The organism is Ensifer sp. ENS11 (genome assembly GCF_014851895.1).
GTDB lineage: Bacteria > Pseudomonadota > Alphaproteobacteria > Rhizobiales > Rhizobiaceae > Ensifer > Ensifer canadensis.
Genome location: NZ_JACVAN010000015.1, coordinates 123,439 through 142,081, shown reverse-complemented (window position 1 = coordinate 142,081; position 18,643 = coordinate 123,439). Strand labels below are relative to the sequence as shown.

Sequence of the window (18,643 nt, the reverse complement as noted above, 5' to 3'; positions counted from 1 at the left end):
GTATTGTCACCATTTTCCCACAATGCACTGGCAAGTGAATGCAGGCAATTGTGAGTGGAGAGCATGGCAGACAAACAATTCGCACGAAGCGGGCCGGCTGAATTCGATGTATTGGCAGACGATGATCCGTTGGCCGAACTCGCCCGGATCGTCGGCTACGATGCCCGGCCGGCTGTCCAGCAGTTGCAGGAATTGCAACGCCACCAGGAAGCCGTCCGGCAAGATCCGACGTTCGATCTCGAGGAAGAGCTCCTTCGAGAGTTCGATACCTATGATGCGCCGCGCGCGGCAGATGTTCAGCCGGACAACGATCCAGTTGAAACTGTAGCTGCGCCCGCAGAAGAGCTTCAGCAGGTCGAGCCGGTGCTTGAATTTGCGCCAGCCGAGTTTGCTGTGGCCGAATCGGCGCCAATCGAAGATGCGCCGGCGATTAAACCGGAGTATCAGCCGGTCGAACTCGCAGAGACATGGCCAGAGGCCGCTCTTGAAGAAGTCGACCGCGGCCACGCCGAATTCGTTGCGGTTCCCGAGGCGACGTCCACTTCGATCACTGACGTAACGGGATACGACGTGGTTTCGGAAGCGGTCGAGCCGACCTTCGATCTGGAACGCGAACTCGAGCTCTCGCTCGGTGACGTCGATCTTTCTCCGACGGCCGAGATTGCGCCGATCAAACAGCACGTTGGTGCACCTGAAGAATGGCATGCGCCGGTCGAGGACATTTCGTTCGACGTTCCCGATTTCGCCGATCAACTGGCAACAGAGCAGGCCTCGCTGTCCGTCGAGCCAGCCTTCGAAGTGGCTCCGGCCGCCGAGGCCAGCAACGCCTATGCGTCGGACAATGCCTATTCGTACGAACCGACAGTGATCGAGCAGGTCGCTCCGGTTGCCGTAGAGCCGGCTTTCGAACCGGCTCCGGCTGCCGAGGGCAGCAACGCCTATGCGTCGGACAATGCCTACTCGTACGAACCGGCAGTGATCGAGCAGGTCGCTGCGGTTGCGGCAGAGCCGACAACAGATAACGCCGTCGATGAGCTTCTTGCCGATATCGAGCGGTTTCCGGTACCGGCTGCGACCGGCCTGGTCGCCGCTGCAGTTCACACTCATCCTGCGATTCATGCGCGGGCCGAGCCGGCTGTCGTGGCTGCGCCACCTGTCAAGAAGAGCCCCTATCCCTTCACGCCGACGTTCAGTCGCGCCACCCCGGTCGCTTCGCCCTCGGGTGCCGGCCAGCAGCGCGCCTTTGCTGGTCCGATCGTCTCGTCGATCCCTGCTGCCGCAGCACCTGTAGCCGCCGCACCGGTGGCCGCAGCGGTTGCGCCAGAGGCTGTCGTCGAGCCCGCTCTTCCGGCTACCGAGCCGGAGAACGAGCCGAGCTTCGACATCGAGAACTTCGAAATGGAGCTCTCGGATGTGGCGATGGAAATGGAGCTTCCGGAATTCGACGCTTCTGAGGATATCGCCGCCGCAGTGCAGCAGCCGGTTTTCGCCGCTATCGAGCAGGAGCCGGTACAGCATGAAGAGCCCTTCGTAGCACCGTCGGTCGCAGCTGCGCCCTTAGAAATCGAAGAGCCGCCGGTTGAAAGCGTTCTGCCGTTCGATCCGTCGATGATCGCTGAAGCCGATACCGGCGTCGCACCGATCGCCGATATGGATGTACCGCAACTGCCGGTCATCGAGACAGAAAAGCCGGTCGCTTATCCCGCCGACTACGATCTCGATATCGACGCGGAAATGGCCCAGCTCTTCGGGACGCCGGCACCATCCGTCAGGGAGACGCAGGCTCGCCCCGTCGAGGCTCGTGAACCTGCACGCTCCGCGCCGGCAGCCAAGCCGGCCGCATCGCTCGGCGCAGCACCGATGGATGATTTCGACGAGTTCGAGAAGGCAATGGAAGAAGACTTCCGTCGCTCGATGGTCGAACGTCAGAACACGCCGCGCGAATCCGAGCGCGCTCAGCCTATGTCCGGCCAGGCCGACGCCGGTGTTTATAACGAATACGGCTCCGGTCGCCGCTCGCAGCGCACAATGCTGCTCGCTGCAAGCGTCGCCGGCATCATCATTCTCGGTGGTGCAGGCGTCTACGCCTGGATGGGTGGCAGCGATGCCGTTTCGTCCGGCGAGGGTCCGAAGATCATTCTCGCCGACAAGTCCCCGGTAAAGGTCGTGCCCGAGGAAAAGGGCGGGAAGACCGTGCCGAACCAGGACAAGGCCGTCTATGACCGCGTTGCCGGTGCTCAGGGCACGGGTCCTCGGCAGGAGGCACTCGTCTCCTCGACCGAGGAACCGATGGACGTCGTCCAGCGGACGCTGACACCGGAAAACCTGCCGAATGACGGCAGCGATGAAGCGGATGCTCTGGGTGCTTCACCGAATGCGGACGAGGAGTCTGCCCGCCTTCTGCCTGGTGACGGTGCTGCCGTGCCGGCTGATCAGGAAGAGGACAAGGCTCCCGCAGTCGCGCCGCGAAAAGTACGCACGATGATCGTCAAGCCGGACGGCACGCTCGTCGCCCGCGAAGAGCCGGTTGCTGAACCGGCGACGGAAGTTGCTGGCAACACCCAGCCGGTTCCGGCAACGGCTTCGGGTCAGGTTGCGGCGTCGGGCACTGAGGGCCAGGCGACAGCCACGGGCGCCGGTTCCGAACTTCGCGCAGCCGGCGAGGCACTTGCAGGTGCCGACCAGGTCGCACTTGCTGCCGCGAGCGACGCCACGGTAAACGCCGCTGGCGTTGAGGCACCGCTGCCTCAGACCCGCCCGACCGGGCAGGCTGGCAACGTGGCTGGCGCCGTACCTGAAAGCGCAAGCGCACGTCCGGCGGAAACGCAGGCCGCCGCCAACCCTGCAACGGATACCCAGCAGGTTTCGACGGCATCAGTGCCGGCTGGCACCTACTTCATCCAGGTGGCGTCGCTGCCCTCCGAGGCCGAAGCGAAGAAGTCCTACAACAGCCTTTCGAACAAGTTCGGAAGCGTTATCGGTGGTCGCGGCGTGGATATCCGCAAGGCGGAGATCGCGGGTAAGGGCACCTACTATCGTGTCCGCATCCCGGCCGGTTCGCGCGAAGAGGCCAATGCGCTTTGCTCGCGCTACAAGGGCGCTGGTGGCAGCTGCCTCGTGACCAAGTAGTCACAGCAGCAATATTATCCCCAGAGGGGCGCGGCAGAGATGCCGCGCCCTTTCACGTTTCAGTGACAGTAGTCTGTGCATGACGCGCACCGATAGCTATTCTCGCTTCGCTGTGGGCAAGCCGCGCATTATGCTTTTGGCATGAGCGAATCAAAAGCATTTATCTCCGGCTGCAAGGGTCTTTCTCTTTCGAGCGAAGAGCGCAGCTTCTTTGATGGCGAGCGGCCCTGGGGCTTCATCCTCTTTGGCCGCAACATTGGCGAGGAACAGCAGATTTCCGATCTGGTCGCGGCGCTACGTGACAGTATCGGCAATCCCGCGGCACCCGTGCTGATCGACCAGGAAGGCGGACGTGTTCAGCGCATCCGGCCGCCGCTTGTTCAGCAGTATCCGAATGGTGCGGCGATCGGCGAGATCTACCGCCGCGATGCCGAGGGCGGTTTGCGTGCGGCCTGGTTGATGGGGCGGCTGCATGCGTTCGATCTGATGCGGTTCGGCATCACCGTCGATTGCCTGCCGGTGCTCGACGTGCCGGTTCCCGGCAGTCACGATGTGATCGGCAATCGCGCCTATGGACACGATCCGCAGAGTGTCACGGCGATCGGTCGGGCGATGGCGGAAGGCCTTAAGTCCGGTGGCATGCTGCCGGTAATGAAACATATGCCCGGCCATGGCCGCACTTTCGTCGATTCCCACCACAGCCTGCCGGTGGTCAGCGAAACCTTCGACGAGCTTGCCAAGAGCGATTTCCTGCCCTTCATCGCCATGAAGGACGAGGTCATGGCGATGTCGGCGCACATGGTCTTCACGGCGATCGATCCGGACAATCCGGCAACGACCTCGGCCAAGGTTGTGCGTGAGATCATCCGCGGCCATATCGGTTTCGACGGGTTGTTGATGTCCGACGACGTTTCGATGAATGCGCTGGCCGGCGACATGTCCACCCGCGCGCGCAACATCATCGACGCCGGACTTGATCTCGTCTTGCATTGTCATGGCATAATGGACGAGATGAAGGCTGTAGCGGATGTCGTCCCGGTTCTGGCCGGAGAGACATTGCGCAGGGCAAGGGCCGCAGAGGCCGCCTTCCGCAAGCCTGATAATGCGAACGAGCAGGAACTACGTGCCGAATTCAACAGCCTGTTCGCGACGGTTTGAGGACGGGTACGGCCGGCGGGAAAGGATCAGGCTGTCGTGAGCAACGCGGGTGAAAAGCAAGGCAGGTCCGGGGCGAAAGCGCCGATGGATCCCTTGTGGCAGGACGAGACTGCGGAGCGCGGATTGCACGAAGAGGCGCTGGTCATCGACATCGCCGGCTTCGAGGGCCCGCTCGATCTACTCCTCCATCTTGCTCGCAGCCAGCGGGTCGATCTTGCTCGCATCTCGGTGCTGGCATTGGCCGAACAATACATCGCCTTTGTCGAGCGGGCGCGCAGCATCCGCATCGAACTGGCCGCCGACTATCTCGTCATGGCGGCTTGGCTTGCCTATCTCAAGTCGCGGCTGCTGATCCCGCAGCAGGCGAAGGATGATGGTCCCTCCGGTGAGGAAATGGCATCGGCGCTGGCGTTCCGGCTGAAGCGCCTCGAAGCCATGCGCGAGGCCGCCACCCGGCTGATCAACCGAAACCGCCTCGGCCGCGATGTTTTCGTGCGTGGTGCGCCGGAGCATATCGTCACCGAGCGGAAGTCGGACTATGACGCTTCGCTTTACGATCTGCTGACCGCGTATGCGAGCTTGCGGCAACGGACAGCGATCACGCAAGTGACGATCGAAAAGCGCCACGTCTGGTCGCTCGCCGATGCGCGATTGATCCTGGCACGCATGATCGGCCATCTGGACGATTGGACCGCGCTCGATCACTTCCTGTTGCGTTACATGACGACGCCGAAGGAGCGGGCGACGGCCATCGCCAGTTCCTTTGCCGCCTCGCTGGAAATGGTACGTGAGGGGCGCCTGGAAATCCGCCAGGAAGAAGCGTTCGCGCCGATATATCTGCGGCGTGGGCCGAACCCGATCGATGCGGCGACGCTCGCCGATATGGAGGCAGCCCGTGGCTGAGCCGCAGAAATACCTCCCGGACGTGACAGACGAAGACGGCGAGAACGACGGCCTTGTGTTCGATCCGCGCATGGAGCAGGAAACCGAGCGAATTGCCGAAGCGCTGGTGTTTGCCTCCGCGCAGCCAATCTCCGAGGCTTACATCGCCACCCGCCTGCCGCGCGGTGCCGATGTCCCGCGCATCATGGCGCGATTGAAGGCGCTTTATGCAGGCCGTGGCGTCAATCTGGTGCAGGTGGCCGATCACTGGGCGTTCCGCACGGCCGCCGACCTGTCCTTCGTCGTGCAGACGGATGAGAAGGAGGTTCGCAAGTTGTCGCGCGCCGCGCTAGAGGTTCTGGCGATCATCGCCTACCACCAGCCGGTTACCCGCGCCGAAATTGAAGACATTCGCGGTGTGCAGACATCCAAGGGCACGCTCGATGTGCTGATGGAGGCGGGCTGGGTCCGCTTCCGTGGCCGCCGCCGCACGCCCGGGCGTCCGGTCACCTTCGGAACGACACGCGATTTTCTCGACCACTTCGGCCTGGAGGAACTGCGCGACCTGCCTGGCATCGAGGAGTTGAAGGGAGCGGGGCTTCTCTCCGGCCGCGTTCCGTCCAACCTGCATATTCCCGTGCCCGTCGGCGAAGATGACCTGGCGGAAAACGAGGATCCGATCACCCAGCTCGATCTGGAAGAACTGGGGCTCTTGACTCCGAAGGGCGAAGAGGCCGATTAAAAAACCTGATTGGAGATATCGGCTTTCTCCATCGAGCCTGCACCCGGCATGGTCGCCGCGGTGCCACCGGTGTCAAGGAATACGCAGCATGGTTTCAGATACGCAGGACGGGCCCGTCATGGCAACGCGACGGACGGCGGGCGTATCTTTCGCGGCGAGCCTGACATTCGAGGATATCCACCACAACTACCATTCCAAGGAGACTATCAAGGGCGTCAGCCTGGCGGCCAAGGCCGGCGAGGTCCTTTGCCTGCTCGGCCCCTCCGGTTCCGGCAAGACGACGCTGCTGCGGATCGCCGCCGGCATCGAGATGCAAAGCGCCGGCCGCCTCCTGCTTAACGGCCAGGAGATTTCTGGCCCGTCGGTCTTCTTGCCGCCGGAAAAGCGCGGTGTCGGTCTGATGTTCCAGGACTTTGCGCTGTTTCCGCACATGACGATCCGCGACAATGTTCGCTTTGGGCTGACGGCGCTTCCGAAGAAAGAAGCGCTGATCCAGGCCGACGCAGCCCTGGAACGGGTCGGTCTTTCGCATTACGGAGATCGTTATCCCCATGTGCTTTCGGGTGGCGAGCAGCAGCGTGTGGCGCTCGCCCGTGCGCTCGCGCCGCGGCCTGCTGTGCTGTTGATGGACGAACCGTTCTCCGGGCTCGACTCGCGGCTCAAGGATTCGATCCGCGCCGATACGCTCGCCATCCTCAGAGAGACGCGTGCCACCGCGATCGTCGTCACGCATGATGCCGAGGAAGCGATGCGCATGGCCGACCGGATCGCTCTGCTCAAGGATGGGCGCCTGGTCCAGGTCGGCACCGCCGACGAGCTTTATCGAGAGCCACGGGACCTGTTTGCCGCCGGTTTCTTTTCGGAAATCAACGTGTTCGACGCCCAGGTGCGCAACGGTCGCGTCGATACGCCGCTCGGCGGCGTGGATGCCAGCAAGTACCGCGATGGCCAGCGCCTTTCCGTGGCCGTGCGGCTTTCGGGGCTGCGTGTCGGCAAGGACGAAGGCGACATACAGGCGCGGATCGTCTCGCGCCGTTTCATCGGCGTTGTCGAACTGCTCGAACTGGCTGTGGCGGGCTGCGATGGAACCGTGCGCGCCCGTATCCGCGCGGACCAATTGCCGCAAGGATTGCGCGATGTAATGCTTTCAGTTAACGAGCGGGATATATTGCTGTTTGAAAAAGATGTTCCGACATCTTAGGGTCTGTGGCGAAAAGAGGCTGTGCTGGTGGCGCGCCTGAAAATTGACACGCGAATAGGGCCTAAATCGGGGAAGGCTCAGAGGGAGTAAACGCATGGGTTCCTTTAGTATCTGGCACTGGCTGATCGTTCTGGTCGTGGTGCTGTTGTTGTTCGGTCGCGGCAAGATTCCGGAACTGATGGGCGACGTTGCCAAGGGCATCAAGAGTTTCAAGAAGGGCATGAACGACGACGACGTCGCTTCCGCCGACAAGCCGCTCGACGGCAAGACTGTTGATCACAAGTCTGACGAAGTTCGCTAACGATCGAGCACCGATAGGGCCAGGCTGGGATTACCTCCCGGCCGGCCGCACCACGGGTTTGCAGGACATATCGAATGCTTGATATCGGCTGGACCGAGCTAGTCGTCATTGCCATCGTACTGATCGTTGTTGTCGGACCGAAGGATTTGCCGCCGATGTTGCGCGCCTTTGGCCGCATGACGTCGAAGCTGCGCGGCATGGCGTCGGATTTCCGCCAGCAATTCGATGAGGCGTTGCGTGAGGCGGATCTCGAAGACGTCCGTAAAACGATCAGCGACGCGCAAAGCCTCAATCCGGCAAATGCGCTACGTGACGCGATGAACCCGTTGCGCCAGATCGGCAACGAGATCAAATCCGATCTCCAGAAGGCCGCATCACCAGACAAGGCGCCCGTATCCGCTGCAGAGCCGCCAGTTTCCTCCGTGGAACCGGTTGCCGTTGGCGCGGCCGAGGCAAAGCCAGCCAACAGCATTGCGGCCGCGGCGATTGGTTCTGCCAGCCGGCAAATGCAGCGTGCCGAAGCTTCTGAGCCTGCGGCAAAGCCGAAACGGGTAACGAAGGCCAAGGCAGACGCTACGCCCGCGCCCAAGAAGGCCTCACCGGCGAAGGCGGCAACCGCCAAATCTGCACCCGCCAAGACGGCTGCAAAGAGGCCTTCCAAGGTCGAGGCAGAGCAGCCGAAAGAAAAAACACAAAAGACACGCGCGGCAACGCGCAAGAAAGGTGACGTATGAGCGGCGATATCGAGGACCGGCCGCAGCCGCTGATCGAACATCTGATCGAGCTCAGAAAGCGGCTGATGTGGGCCGTTGGCGCGTTCTTCATCGCCTTTCTCGTCTGCTTCTACTTTGCCAAGGGTCTCTTCAACCTTCTGGTGCTGCCGTTCAAATGGGCGGTCGGTTGGGCCGGGATGGATCAACGCAATGTCGAGCTGATCTACACTGCTCCGCAGGAGTTCTTTTTCACCCAGATCAAGGTGGCGATGTTCGGCGCTCTCGTGATCGCCTTTCCGGTGATCGCGTCGCAGATCTACAAGTTCGTCGCCCCCGGCCTCTACAAGAACGAGCGTGCGGCATTCCTGCCGTTCCTGATTGCCTCGCCGCTCCTGTTCCTGCTCGGTGGCGCGCTCGTCTATTTCTTCTTCACGCCGATGGTCATGTGGTTCTTCCTGGCGATGGAGCAGGGCGGTGACGAGGGGCATGTTGCAATCCAGCTTCTGCCCAAGGTCTCGGAATATCTGAGCCTGATCATGTCGCTGGTCTTTGCTTTCGGCCTCGTGTTCCAGCTGCCGGTGGTCACCACGCTTCTGGCCCGCGTTGGCTTCGTCAGCGCACAGGGACTTGCCGAGAAGCGCAAATACGCGATCGTGATTGCCTTCATTGTCGCGGCCGTCCTGACACCGCCGGACCCAGTCTCCCAGATCGGCCTTGCACTGCCCGCCATCCTTCTCTACGAAATTTCGATCTATACGGCGCGACTCGTCGAGAGACAGCGGGCAGCGGATGCGCTCAAGCGTGAGGCTGCCCAGTCGCAGGAAGAAACTTCCGAAGAGGTTGGCCCCGCAAAGGGCTGAGCATTCGACGGTTCCGCGCCGTGACCTGCAAAACGCGTGGAACGACAATGCTTGATATCAAATGGATCCGTGAGAATGCCGATGTGCTGGATGCCGCCCTGGCGAAGCGGGGCGCGGAACCATCGTCTGCGTCGCTGATCGCCATCGACGAACGTCGCCGCACAATCCTTCAGTCGCTGCAGGACATGCAGTCGCGCCGCAACGCGGCGTCGAAGGATATCGGCGCGGCCATGGCACAGAAGAACAATGAGCTCGCCGAAAAGCTCAAGGCCGAAGTTGCCGAACTGAAGAATTCAATGCCGGCGCTCGAGGAAGAGAGCCGCCAGGTCGAAGCCGAACTGAACGACGCCCTGTCGCGTCTTCCTAATATTCCGCTCGACGACGTCCCTGTTGGTTCGGACGAGGCGGGCAATGTCGTGACACGGGTTATCGGTGCCAAACCCACCTGGAACCACCAGCCGCGCGAGCATTTCGAAGTCGGCGAGGCGCTCGGGCTGATGGATTTTGAGGGAGCCGCGCGCATTGCCGGATCCCGCTTCACCATCCTGAAGGGCCAGCTCGCCCGGCTCGAACGCGCGCTCGGCCAGTTCATGCTCGACCTGCACACCCAAGAGCACGGCTATACCGAAGTACAGCCGCCGCTATTGGTGCGTGACGATGCGATGTACGGCACCGGCCAACTGCCGAAATTTGCCGAAGACCTGTTCCGCACAACCGACGATCGCTGGTTGATCCCGACGGCGGAAGTGCCATTGACCAACATCGTGCGCGAGCAGATCCTCGATGGCGAAAAGCTGCCGTTGCGCTTTACCGCGTTGACCCCGTCCTTTCGTTCGGAGGCCGGTTCTTCGGGCCGCGACACGCGTGGCATGCTGCGCCAGCACCAGTTCAACAAGGTCGAACTCGTGTCGATCACCGATGCCGAGACGTCCGTTGCCGAGCATGAGCGCATGACTGCCTGCGCCGAAGAAGTGCTGAAGCGTCTGGGTCTGCACTACCGCGTGATGACGCTTTGCACCGGCGACATGGGCTTTGGCGCCCGCAAGACCTACGATCTCGAGGTCTGGTTGCCGGGACAGGACACATATCGCGAGATTTCGTCCTGCTCGGTCTGCGGCGATTTCCAGGCGCGGCGCATGAATGCGCGTTACCGCAACAAGGAAGACAAGGGCACAAGGTTCGTTCACTCGCTGAACGGTTCCGGCGTCGCCGTCGGCCGCGCCCTGATCGCCGTTATCGAAAATTACCTGAACGCCGACGGCTCGGTTTCGGTGCCGGATGTATTGCTTCCCTATATGGGCGGCCAGAAACGTATCGAAAAAGCTGCCTGACGGGAAAGAAATCGCAATGCGGATCCTGCTGACAAACGACGATGGCATCCACGCCGAAGGCCTTGCGGTCCTCGAGCGGATAGCCAAGACGCTTTCCGACGATGTCTGGGTGGTGGCGCCCGAGGCCGATCAGAGCGGTCTTGCCCATTCGCTGACGTTGTCGGAACCGCTGCGCTTGCGTCAGATCTCCGAGAAGCGTTTTGCGCTCAGGGGCACGCCGACTGATTGCGTGATCATGGCTGTGCGCAAGGTGCTGGACAGCAAGCCGGATCTCGTCCTATCGGGCGTCAATATCGGCGCCAACATGGCTGACGACGTCACCTATTCCGGCACCGTCGCCGGTGCGATCGAGGGAACGCTGCAGGGCATCCGCTCCATGGCGTTGAGCCAGGCCTACAGCCACGTCGTCGGCGAGGCGGTGGCCTGGGACGTGGTCGAGCGTCACGCGCCTGCGTTGATCCGCAGCCTGCTGGCAGTTGATCTTCCTGATGGTACGTTGCTCAACCTCAACTTCCCGAAGTGCTCCGCCGATGCCGTCGCCGGCACCGAAGTGACTTCGCAAGGCAAGCTCGACTTCGGTCTTTCCATCGACGAGCGTGCCGACGGTCGCGGCTTTCCCTACTTCTGGCTGCGTTTTGGCGAGCGCTTCGGTGATTTTCGCGCCGGTACCGATATCCACGCGCTTCGTGAAAACCGGATCTCGGTGACGCCGCTCAAGCTCGACCTGACCGACTATTCAGTGCAGGACCGTCTGGCACGGGCCTTGAGCGAAGGGACCGTCGCTTGAGCGGACGTGTTTCGGAACAGGAAGGCTTTGCGGCGATGGTCTTGCGGCTGCGCGCCGAAGGCATCAGCAACCAGGGCCTGCTGAACGCGGTCGAGCAGACGCAGCGCGGCCATTTCGCGCCGCCGCAGTTCCAGGCGGACGCTCATTCGCAGCGGACGATCCCACTCGACTGCGGCTCGTTCATGGAAGGCTATGACTTCGCCGTCCGGCTGTTGCACTGCCTTAACCTCAAGTCCGGGCAGCGCATCCTCGAGGTGGGAACCGGCAGCGGCTTTACCGCTGCAGTGATGGGCCGCATCGCCGAGCGCGTGCTGACAATCGACCGCTACCAGACACTCGTCTCCACTGCGCAGAAAAGCCTGGAAAAGTCGGGTGTGCGCAATGTCATCGTCCGCCATGCCGATGGCAGTGCCGGAGTACCGGGCGAGGGCACGTTCGATCGCATCTTGATTACCGCTGCGTTCAACAGCCTGCCGCGCATGTTCTCCGACCATCTCGTGTCCGGCGGAACGCTGGTCGTTCCGATCATGATGAGCGAAACGCATTGTCGCATCGTTCGTGTCAGCCGCACCGGCAGCCGCTTCGATCGTGAGGATCTGTTCGACGCGCCTTACCTTCCGATCGTTCCGCAACTGGCGTCTTACCTCTAGGTTAGCAACCCACTTGCGTGATCTGTGCTGTCCCGCTACGGCTTGGAGCCCAACCATGCACATTCATGTGGGGGAATTGGAGCATGGCGCGGCTCGTCAGAGCCGTGCTCACGGATCGTGACGTCTCAGGACACTACAGCGCCGCGCGTCTTATTAGACGCGCAAAGGTCGCTGTAGCACTTTGAATTGCTGCATGTTTTTATCCTTAAATCGAATGCGATTTAAGAAAACATGCAGTAGGCATGGCGGCTCTTTTAAAAGTGCGACGCAGAGATCCTCGTCGTGGCCACGTGATGAGGGCGGGCGGATCGCCCCGACGACCGTCTATTGGTTAACAAAATCCTAATCTCTCCAGTTTCGCGCAAGCTTCGCGCCATACGCCTTCGGCTGCACGAAAGGTTTGGCCTTGCGAGTCGCTGAATTTCTATGCGGTTCGGAAAGGCGATCTGGTCGTGCGGTTGACGGAGACGGCACATGCAGATTGCGAACAGGCTGACGGCCGCGGCATCAGGCGATGGACTGGGCAACCTTGCCGGCCGTGCGGCGGGGCAATCCGGCGCAGGCGGTAAGGATGAAAATGCCGCTCAGGCGATGCAGGCCACGTTCTTCGATCCGACGCCGCGGATTTCGCTTTCCGCCGATGCGCTGCTTTATCTCAGTCAGAACAGAAGATCCTCCGACGGCCAACCGGCCCTGACGCGCGACGAGTGGAACAACCGCCTGTCGCCGCAATTGGCCTTGCGGGAATACCAGGCGTTCGGAAAGTTCCTGGAGACCGGTGATCACAGTGGCTACTACAAGGGCTTCATCGAGTACTATGATGGCCTGCGGTCCGAGGACCAGCATAGCCTGCGCTATTTCGGGACGCGTGAGGCGGCTGTCGCCGGGCTACGCTCGCTCGAATACGATCAGGCAAGCGGCCTTGATGGAGAGACGACGTTCCAGACGCTGGTGAGCGTGCTTCTCGAGGAAGACAAGACTGCGCAGTCGGAAGCTCCCGCAGCGCCGGCTGGACGCCAGATTTTTGCCTGGGATCTGACAAGCATTAGCTATGAGGGCGAGCCAACCGAGCGGCGTGCCGTCTCCGAGATCGAACGCCTCTATTCCGAACTGATCTAAGTTTGCAGCGCCGCTAAGGCGAGCCTTTGCACCGGTCTATGGTTAGCATTCTGTCAAACTAGGTCTTTGGTGGTGTCGCCCTTAACCGTGCGGTAACTCTAATACGCTTTAATCATCCCACATCGAGTTGCGTTCGGAGTGGGTAAGCGTCATGCGTCAGTTTGTATCTCCCAAGGTTGGAAAGTCCACGATCCGCCTGTGTGCAGCAGTTTTGCTGGCAGGCGTTGCCACAGGGTGCAGCTCCGACGCCAGCCGTTTCGACGGCTTGTTTTCGCGATCGGACACGCTGACGACCAGCTCAATTCAGAGAAATACCACGCCGGTACCGCGCGGCGATGTCGACAGCGGCCAGATGGCTGTTGTCTCTCCGGCCGATACGCGCAACTCGGCTCTCGGGCAGCCTTATCCCGCGGCGAACGGTGGCTACGATCCGGTCAATACGGCGTCGACGCCGGTCTCCAGCGCCCGCGCCGCCTCGACGCCGATGAGCGTGCAGCGTTCGACCCTCGCCGATCCGACGGCGGCCTCCAGCCAGCGTATTGATCCGCAACCGTTCCCAGCCGCACGCCAGGTCGAGCAGGTCTCCACGGCCACGCGTCAGGCATTGCCCGCTGCCGTCAACGATACTGCGAGCAAGAGCGGCTGGACGACGCAGAATGCTCCCTCGATCATGGTTCGCCAGGGCGACAGTGTGTCCATTCTCTCCAAGCGTTTCGGTGTTCCTGAAAAGGAAATCCTGAAGGCCAACGGATTGAAGACCGCTGGACAGGTCGAGCCCGGTCAGCGCCTGGTGATCCCGACCTTCGGTGTTGCGAGCAGTGCCGCGAAGGCTGCCGCGTCCAACACGATGACCGATCTGGATGGCAGCAAGCGCCAGCCATCGCCCTTGCCGACCGATCAGCGCGATGTCGCAATCCTGCCCGGTCAGTCGCAGTCCCGCGATAAGAGTGCAGGCAAGACGGATGTTGCTGCAGGCAAGGTCGCTTCGACGGGCGAGGGCAGCGGCAACGGCTCGTACACCGTCAAGCCGGGTGATTCCCTCAATCGTATCGCCAAGGCAACGGGTGTTTCGGTCGGCGCCCTCAAGCAGGCCAACGGCCTGACGGCAGAATCGATCCGTGTCGGCCAGACGTTGAAGGTGCCGGGCGCAGCGACCGACCAGGTGAAGACGGCATCGGTTCCGCCCAAGAAAGCCGAAGGTCAGGTCGCCGCGCTCGACAAGAGCAAGCCCGCCGAGTACCAGCCTCCCGTTGCCAAGCAGAGCGTGTCCGAAGTCGCCAGCAAGACCCCTGACGTTGACGAGGAATCGCCGAAGTCGACGGGTATCAGCAAGTATCGCTGGCCGGTACGCGGCGCGGTCGTTGCCGGCTACGGCGCCAATGTCGATGGCAACCGCAACGACGGCATCAACATCTCCGTGCCCGAGGGCACGCCGATCAAGGCAGCTGAAAATGGTGTGGTCATCTACTCCGGCAGCAGCCTGAAGGAACTGGGCAACGCCGTTCTCATCCGTCACGACGACGGCACGGTCACCGTCTACGGCAATGCTTCCGAACTGAAAGTCCAGCGCGGCCAGAAGGTGCAGCGCGGCCAGACGCTAGCGGCATCCGGTATGACCGGCCGCGCAAGCCAGCCGCAAGTCCACTTCGAAGTGCGCAAGAACGCCAGCGCCGTGAACCCGGCCACGTTCCTGGAATAGGCGGCTTAGCCTTCCAGCCGGTGGCGCAGGCGACCGGCCAGATCCTGAATGAACTGCCAGGCGACGCGGCCGGACCTTGCTCCCCGCGTCGTCGACCATTCCAGCGCATCGGCGTGCAGAATATCCTTGTCCACCGCAAGGCCGTAGTGAGCCGCATAGCCGTCGATCATCGCCAGATAATCTTCCTGGCTGCATTTGTGGAAGCCGAGCCACAGTCCGAAGCGATCCGACAATGATACTTTCTCTTCGACTGCTTCCGATGGGTTGATGGCGGTCGATTGCTCGTTTTCCATCATGTGCCGCGGCAGAAGATGACGCCGGTTGGACGTGGCGTAGAGCAATACGTTGGTCGGACGCCCCTCGACGCCACCGTCGAGCACGGCTTTGAGCGACTTGTAGGACGTGTCGTCATGGTCGAAGGAAAGGTCGTCGCAGAAAACGATCACCGGCACCGGCGCGGATTTCAGGATTTCCATCAGCGCCGGTAGCGTCGCGATATCCTCGCGGTGAACCTCCACCAGCTTCACGGCGATGCCCGTATCGCGTGCGACCTGTGCGTGAACCGATTTGACCAGCGAGGATTTCCCCATGCCGCGCGCGCCCCACAGAAGCACGTTGTTTGCCGGATAACCTTCGGTAAAGCGCAACGTGTTGTCGACCAGGATATCACGCACGTGGTCGACGCCGGTGATCAGCGACAGTTCGATCCGGTTCGGTCTTTTGACCGGCTGCAAGTGGTGGCTTGCCGGCGCCCAGACGAAGCACTCTGCCGCGTCCCAATCGTTGGCAGCGGCAGCGGGGCCGGCGATGCGTTCGATCGCCGCGGAAAGCTTCTGCATTTCCTTGATGAGAACGTCGATCTTTGTTTCACTCATCGGTCCATCTCCGCTTGCTGAATCAGTCACTTGGCTTCGGTTTAACCGGGTAGCACGCAGGTTTGCGCTGGAAAAGGCCGCACTGGGTGGGAGAGGGGGTTCTCCTCTTGCCCAAATTATGTCAGAGGCACTGGAACGGATACGGGTGCCGTCGCTTTGCATTGCGGCTGCGCGCCCTTATATTCCGGCCGATTTGGCGCGGAGGAACCGCCGCATATTTTGAACTCAAGGAGTGATCGATGTTCATTACCGAAGCTTTTGCGCAGACAGCCGGCGCCCCGTCGACCGGCGGCGCGGACATCCTTATGTCCATTCTGCCCTTCCTGCTGATCTTTGTTGTTATGTATTTCCTCATCATTCGCCCGCAGCGTGCACAGATGAAGCGCCGCGACGAGCTGCTGAAGAACATCCGTCGCGGTGACCAGGTCGTGACCGGCGGCGGCATCGTCGGCAAGGTGACGAAGGTGGTCGACGATAGCGAGCTGGAAGTCGAAATTGCCGAAGGCATCAAGATTCGCGTCGTTCGCAGCGGCGTATCGGAAGTTCGCGTCAAGGGCGAACCCGTAAAGGAATAATCGAAGTCCAGCCACAACCGGATGTGTCCGGGAAACGGAGCGTTTGAGGCATGTCCAATCTGAAGCCGTTGAAGAGCGCTCTTGTTTGGCTGGCAGTGCTTTTGGGTGTCGCGCTCGCGATGCCGAACTTCCTGACGAAGGAACAGGCGGATGCGCTGCCTTCGTGGCTTCCGCACCGTCAGGTGGCGTTGGGGCTCGACCTCCAGGGTGGCTCGCATTTCATGCTGCAGGCCTCGCGCGAGGACATTCTCGCCGAGCGGCTTGAAGCGGTGACAAATGATGTCGGCAAAGCGCTGCGCGATGCCGACATTGCCTATTTCGGCCTGTCGGGCGAAGGTCAGTTGATCTCGCTGCGGGTTCGTGACCGAGCCAAGTTGCCGACAGCGCGTGCGGCGCTTGCTCCGCTCATGGCACCGGTGGAAACTGGTGGTCTGGTCAGCGACGAAGTTACCGAACTTGCCTTCGACAGCGCCGAGGCAGACGACTTGATCCGCCTTCGCCTGAGCGACGAAGGCATCGACTACAGGATGTCGCAGGCTCTGGCACAGACCATGGACGTCGTTCGGCGCCGGATTGCCGAAGTCGGGGTGGCAGACCCCCTGATCCAGCGCCGGGGTGATGATCGGCTTATCGTCCAGGTGCCGGGTCTGGCGGATCCGCAGCGCCTGAAGGACCTGCTTAGCCAGCGCGCCCGCGTTTCCTTCCAGATGCTGAATGTCGCCGTGCCCGTTGAGCAGGCTGTTGAAGCGCAGCCGCCGGCCGGCAGCGAAGTTCTTTATTCCTTCGACGATCCGCCGATACCCTATCTCGTCGAGAAGACCCGGCTGCTGTCGGGCGAAGACTTCACCGCCGCGCAGCCGGATATCGACGCGACAAGTGCCGAGGCGTCGGTCGCGATCAAGCTGACACCGGCGGCAACCGGCCGTGTTGCCGCACTTCAGGCAAAGGGCGCCGACCAGAAAGTCGCGATCATTCTCGACGACCAGGTCGTCGCTGCGCCGACACTTGCGGCTGCCGTCAAGGGCGATACGGCAATCATTACCGCCGATCTGCCGGAGGAGGGTGCCACCGATCTCGCAGCCCTCGTCAGAACCGGGCCACTACCGGCGACGTTGACTGTCGTCGAGGAGCGGACCGTCGGGCCGGGCGTGGGCGATGACGCGATCGGTGACGGCCTCAAGGCCGGCTTCATCGCTGCCGTTGCAGTCGCTGTTTCGATGATTTTCTTCTACGGCGTCTTCGGCATCTTCGCCGTCGCGGCTCTGGCCGTGAATCTCATTTTGATCATCGCCGCACTTTCACTCACCGGTGCGACGCTGACATTGCCGGGTATTGCCGCAATCATTCTGACCATCGGCGTGGCTGTCGATTCCAACGTTTTGATCTATGAGCGCATCCGCGAGGAAGCGCGCGGTGGTCAACCGCTGGTCCAATCGGTCAACAAGGGCTTTGCGCGCGCGTTCAGCAGCCTTTTCGATGCCAATCTAACGATGCTGATTGCCGGTGCGATCCTTTTCTACCTTGGGTCTGGTCCCGTGCGCGGCTTCGCCGTCACGCTTGCGATCGGCAGCTTCACGACCTTGTTTACCGCCTACACGATCACCCGCAGGATCGCCAAGGCCTGGCTGCGCGGCTGGAAGGCGCAGCATCTGCCGAAGGGTATTCGTACGGGACGCTTCAGCGATCTCGACATCCGCTTCATGGCGATCCGCAACCCGGTCTTCATCGTCATGGCCGCCTTGTCGGTTGCTTCCGTACTGCTGCTCGCAAGTCTCGGTCTCAATCTGGGGGTCGACTTCAAGGGTGGCTCGATCATCGAACTCGAAAGCAAGGCCGGCAATGTCGATATCGCCGATCTGCGCGTGCGGCTCGATGAGTTGAACCTCGGCGAAGTTCAGGTACAGCATCTGGGTTCTGGTAACGATGTCCTGGTGCGCGTGCCGTCACAGGAAGCCGGCGACAACGCCGAGCAGACCGCGATCGGCGTCATCCGGGCAGAGCTCAGCGACGAATATGCGTTCAAGCGCGTCGAAGTCGTCGGTCCGGTTGTCTCGGGCGAATTGACGCGCGCCGGCACTATTGGGCTTGCGGTCTCCTTTGCTGCGATCCTGCTTTACGTGTGGCTGCGCTTCGAATGGCGTTTCGCGCTCGGCGCCATCATCGCAACCCTGCACGACGTGCTGCTGACGATCGGCTTCCTGGTGATAACCGGCATCGAGTTCAATCTCGGCAGCATCGCCGCCGTTCTGACCATCGTCGGTTACTCCCTGAACGATACGGTCGTCATCTATGATCGTATCCGGGAGAACCTCGGCCGCTACAAGAAGATGCCGCTGTCGGTGTTGATCGACGCCTCGATCAACCAGACGCTGTCGCGCACGATCCTGACGGCGCTGACGACGGTGCTGGCGCTGGCGGCGCTCTACCTCTTCGGTGGCGGTCTTATCCGCTCTTTCAGCGTTACCCTCTTGTTTGGCGTCATCGTCGGCACGATCTCTTCGATCTATATCGCTGGTCCGATCCTCATTCTCTTCCGCAAGCGGACGGACCATTTCCAGGGCGGGGAGAATTCCTCCGGCCCGGGCGCCGGAGCGGCGCAAACGGCAAAGGGTTCAGTCTGA

Annotated in this window: 17 protein-coding genes; 15 read left to right on the top strand and 2 right to left on the bottom strand. The window is 61.6% G+C overall.

What is annotated here, in order from left to right:
• Positions 1–6: 6 nt before the first annotated feature.
• On the bottom strand, positions 7–507 hold the full coding sequence (locus IB264_RS35435; RefSeq protein WP_245317818.1) for a hypothetical protein: 501 nt from the start codon (positions 505–507) through the stop codon (positions 7–9).
• A gap of 63 nt (positions 508–570) precedes the next feature.
• On the opposite strand from IB264_RS35435, the gene IB264_RS24500 reads away from it, so the two are divergent.
• The 13 genes from IB264_RS24500 to IB264_RS24440 all read left to right on the top strand — a co-directional run bounded on the left by IB264_RS24500 (position 571) and on the right by IB264_RS24440 (position 14,572).
• Entirely contained in the window at positions 571–3,129 is a 2,559-nt protein-coding gene (locus IB264_RS24500; protein ID WP_309141670.1) for an SPOR domain-containing protein, read from the top strand.
• A 141-nt stretch (positions 3,130–3,270) separates the two neighbouring features.
• Positions 3,271–4,287, top strand: a complete 1,017-nt coding sequence (gene nagZ, locus IB264_RS24495) for a beta-N-acetylhexosaminidase (protein ID WP_025426850.1) — start codon at positions 3,271–3,273, stop codon at positions 4,285–4,287.
• A gap of 84 nt (positions 4,288–4,371) precedes the next feature.
• Positions 4,372–5,190: a ScpA family protein gene (locus tag IB264_RS24490; protein ID WP_051509162.1), complete on the top strand. Its 819-nt coding sequence runs from the start codon at positions 4,372–4,374 to the stop codon at positions 5,188–5,190.
• On the top strand, positions 5,183–5,911 hold the full coding sequence (gene scpB, locus IB264_RS24485; protein ID WP_025426852.1) for an SMC-Scp complex subunit ScpB: 729 nt from the start codon (positions 5,183–5,185) through the stop codon (positions 5,909–5,911). The genes IB264_RS24490 and scpB overlap by 8 nt, the downstream gene beginning before the upstream one ends.
• Positions 5,912–5,999: 88 nt before the next feature.
• Positions 6,000–7,112 (top strand): ABC transporter ATP-binding protein, encoded by a 1,113-nt coding sequence (locus IB264_RS24480; protein WP_025426853.1) that lies wholly within the window; start codon positions 6,000–6,002, stop codon positions 7,110–7,112.
• Between the two features lie 94 nt (positions 7,113–7,206).
• On the top strand, positions 7,207–7,413 hold the full coding sequence (locus IB264_RS24475) for a twin-arginine translocase TatA/TatE family subunit (RefSeq protein WP_025426854.1): 207 nt from the start codon (positions 7,207–7,209) through the stop codon (positions 7,411–7,413).
• A 74-nt stretch (positions 7,414–7,487) separates the two neighbouring features.
• Positions 7,488–8,147, top strand: coding sequence for a Sec-independent protein translocase protein TatB (gene tatB, locus IB264_RS24470; protein WP_025426855.1), 660 nt, complete (start codon positions 7,488–7,490; stop codon positions 8,145–8,147).
• Positions 8,144–8,986, top strand: coding sequence for a twin-arginine translocase subunit TatC (gene tatC / locus IB264_RS24465; RefSeq protein ID WP_025426856.1), 843 nt, complete (start codon positions 8,144–8,146; stop codon positions 8,984–8,986). Before tatB ends, tatC begins: the two co-directional genes overlap by 4 nt.
• A gap of 47 nt (positions 8,987–9,033) precedes the next feature.
• Positions 9,034–10,317 carry a serine--tRNA ligase gene (gene serS, locus IB264_RS24460; RefSeq protein ID WP_025426857.1) on the top strand — a complete coding sequence of 428 codons (1,284 nt, stop codon included), beginning with the start codon at positions 9,034–9,036 and terminating at the stop codon, positions 10,315–10,317.
• Positions 10,318–10,333: 16 nt separating this feature from the next.
• Positions 10,334–11,104: a 5'/3'-nucleotidase SurE gene (gene surE / locus IB264_RS24455; protein ID WP_025426858.1), complete on the top strand. Its 771-nt coding sequence runs from the start codon at positions 10,334–10,336 to the stop codon at positions 11,102–11,104.
• Entirely contained in the window at positions 11,101–11,754 is a 654-nt protein-coding gene (locus tag IB264_RS24450) for a protein-L-isoaspartate(D-aspartate) O-methyltransferase (RefSeq protein WP_025426859.1), read from the top strand. The genes surE and IB264_RS24450 overlap by 4 nt, the downstream gene beginning before the upstream one ends.
• Positions 11,755–12,228: 474 nt before the next feature.
• A complete protein-coding gene (locus IB264_RS24445; protein WP_025426860.1) occupies positions 12,229–12,873 on the top strand; it encodes a hypothetical protein in 645 nt (214 codons plus the stop codon).
• Positions 12,874–13,024: 151 nt separating this feature from the next.
• On the top strand, positions 13,025–14,572 hold the full coding sequence (locus tag IB264_RS24440; protein WP_025426861.1) for a peptidoglycan DD-metalloendopeptidase family protein: 1,548 nt from the start codon (positions 13,025–13,027) through the stop codon (positions 14,570–14,572).
• Between the two features lie 5 nt (positions 14,573–14,577).
• Here the strand turns inward: IB264_RS24440 and IB264_RS24435 are convergent, their stop codons facing one another.
• On the bottom strand, positions 14,578–15,447 hold the full coding sequence (locus tag IB264_RS24435; RefSeq protein ID WP_025426862.1) for an ATP-binding protein: 870 nt from the start codon (positions 15,445–15,447) through the stop codon (positions 14,578–14,580).
• Between the two features lie 239 nt (positions 15,448–15,686).
• Here IB264_RS24435 and yajC point away from each other — a divergent pair, with 239 nt between their 5' ends.
• Entirely contained in the window at positions 15,687–16,022 is a 336-nt protein-coding gene (gene yajC / locus IB264_RS24430) for a preprotein translocase subunit YajC (RefSeq protein WP_025426863.1), read from the top strand.
• Between the two features lie 50 nt (positions 16,023–16,072).
• Positions 16,073–18,643, top strand: a complete 2,571-nt coding sequence (secDF, locus tag IB264_RS24425; RefSeq protein WP_057214180.1) for a protein translocase subunit SecDF — start codon at positions 16,073–16,075, stop codon at positions 18,641–18,643.